Origin of the sequence: Vibrio sp. V42_P2S4T144 (assembly GCF_009904715.1) — a bacterium.
GTDB classification, from domain to species: Bacteria; Pseudomonadota; Gammaproteobacteria; order Enterobacterales; family Vibrionaceae; genus Vibrio; species Vibrio alginolyticus.
Map to the genome: position 1 here is coordinate 1 of NZ_WXWS01000097.1, position 2,282 is coordinate 2,282.

At 43.3% G+C, this 2,282-nt stretch carries 2 protein-coding genes; one reads left to right on the forward strand and one right to left on the reverse strand.

Annotated features, from left to right (window positions below; all coding sequences use genetic code 11):
- Positions 1-528 precede the first annotated feature (528 nt).
- Positions 529-1,878 (forward strand): alpha-amylase family protein, encoded by a 1,350-nt coding sequence (locus CAG68_RS03060; protein WP_047101701.1) that lies wholly within the window; start codon positions 529-531, stop codon positions 1,876-1,878.
- Between the two features lie 108 nt (positions 1,879-1,986).
- On the opposite strand, the gene CAG68_RS03065 is transcribed toward CAG68_RS03060, so the two are convergent.
- Positions 1,987-2,280, reverse strand: coding sequence for an ArsR/SmtB family transcription factor (locus tag CAG68_RS03065; protein WP_047101698.1), 294 nt, complete (start codon positions 2,278-2,280; stop codon positions 1,987-1,989).
- Positions 2,281-2,282 lie beyond the last annotated feature (2 nt).

Below are 2,282 nucleotides of genomic sequence, written 5' to 3' on the forward strand. Positions count from 1 at the left end.
ATATTCATTATTATCCTCCAAGGTAGAGCATACCCCATAGAGATAAGCTAAGTTTCGCATTTTGAAGTCATTTCGGGACAGATACAAACAGAAATCTTTAGTCTTTTAACGCTAGGTATGGTGATTTACTGGATTTTTGAAACGCGCCAAACGTGATCCATCTGCCAGTTTCGTTTTATTAACAATTGATTACTCAACGGGTTGGCTTGGCTATTTTTATCCTTTGGGCCTATTTTAGGGCGTACATAGGTCTTATGTTCTATCTTTTTGAATTTAAGTTTTTGTTAATCAAAACAATGCCTTAGTTTTGTGTTGGTCTGTTCGGGTTGTATGTCGTGTGCCCGTTATTCACTCAGAACGATTTATCGCTGTGCAATGGATGAGTCGCTACGCCTTCGATTTCAGCCTTGAGTTAGTGCTAAAAGGGTGAGTGCCTCTGATGAATAGCTTTTATAATTTCGATTATTGAATTCACTCACAAAAAAATGCAAACAAGTAATCGTGAGTGGAAACGAGCAGGAGAACAACATGAGTGGCTCACAGGAAACACAATCATTCGGTGCAAACGTTATCTTACATGCGTTTGATTGGAAGTATGCTGACATTGCCCAACGAGCAAAAGAAATCCGCGAGCTTGGTTATGGCTCTGTGTTGGTTTCGCCACCAATGAAAAGCGCACACGATGAGCGCTGGTGGCAGCGTTATCAACCACAGGATTATCGTGTTATCGATAATGCCTTGGGTGATACCAAAGATTTTATTCATATGGTTCGTGAACTGGAGCAAGTTGGTGTGTGGGTTTATGCCGACGTAGTGTTTAACCATATGGCAAATGAGGCCCACCTTCGCAGAGACCTTCAGTACCCAAGACAAGAGGTCTTGGAGGAATACCAGAACAACAAACAGAAATATCAGTCGCTAGCGTTGTTTGGCGATCTATCTCAACCACTTTTTGATGAAGAGGACTTTGTTGAAGCATTCGGCATCAAAGACTGGAAAGATAAGTGGCAGGTTCAAAACGGACGTATCACAGGTGGGCCAACCGACCCTGGCTTGCCAACTCTTCGTGTTTGTGACCATGTCGTTGAACAGCAGCGAGCGTACCTAACGGCGCTGAAAGCTATTGGTGTGAAAGGTTTTCGTATTGACGCTGCGAAACACATGACGTTAGAGCATCTTAAGCGTGTTTGGACAGACGACATCACGCGGGATGTGCACATATTTGGCGAAATTATTACCGATGGCGGTGCGACGGAAGAAGAGTATCAGCTGTTTCTTGAGCCGTATCTACAGGAAACTCGCCTAGGTGCGTACGATTTCCCTTTGTTCTCAACCATGTTTAAGGCGTTTGCTAAAAAGGGTAGCTTCAAGTCTCTGATTGATCCCTATTGTTTTGGTCAGGCTCTGTCCCCCGGTCGTGCGATTACATTTGCTATCACACATGATATTCCTAACAATGATGTCTTTCTTGAGCTCATCATGGACGAGGAAAACGAATGGTTAGCTTATGCCTATATTCTAGGCCGAGATGGTGGTGTGCCGTTGATTTATACCGACTTAAACACTAGCGGTATTAAAGGTAAAAATGGTCAGCCAAGATGGCAGGGTGCATGGAGCGATCCGAGAATGGCAAAAATGATCCAGTTCCATAATATGACGCATGGCGAGCCGATGAGTGTTCTTGAAGGTAACGATGACATGCTCGTACTTAAGCGAGGTGACAAAGGTATTGTGGTGCTTAATAAATCACAGCGTCAACAGTCTTTGACATTAAAAATCGATGGTGATTGGGTTGATTTGATGACAGAACAAATCATTCCAAGTGACGGTAAGTTAATCGTACCATCTAAGTCGTCGATGTTACTCGTCGCGAACTAGAAGATGTACACACCGAGGTTAGCAATTTCGGTGTGTATGTTTATCATCGTCATTCACGTTCTGCTGAAATTCAATATAAACTCAAACTCTCTCGTTTTTGCTAGAAATTTATGAGCACTCGTTAACGCAACATTCTGCTTTTAAAAAAACAATTACGTCATCTAAGCACTGATATTCTGCAACACAAAAAAGGGTTCTACCCTCTCGGCGCTGGGTGAGAAGACCAGCTGAAGCAAGGCTCGAGATATGATGAGAGAGAGTGGATGCTGGAATGCCAAGCTTTTCTTGTACGCCGCCTACCGCGATACCTTTGTATCCCGCTTTGACGACTTCTTTGTAAATACTTAAACGAGTCGGATGCCCTAACTCTTTTAGTGCTTTAGCAACGGCTTCAAGCTCCATAC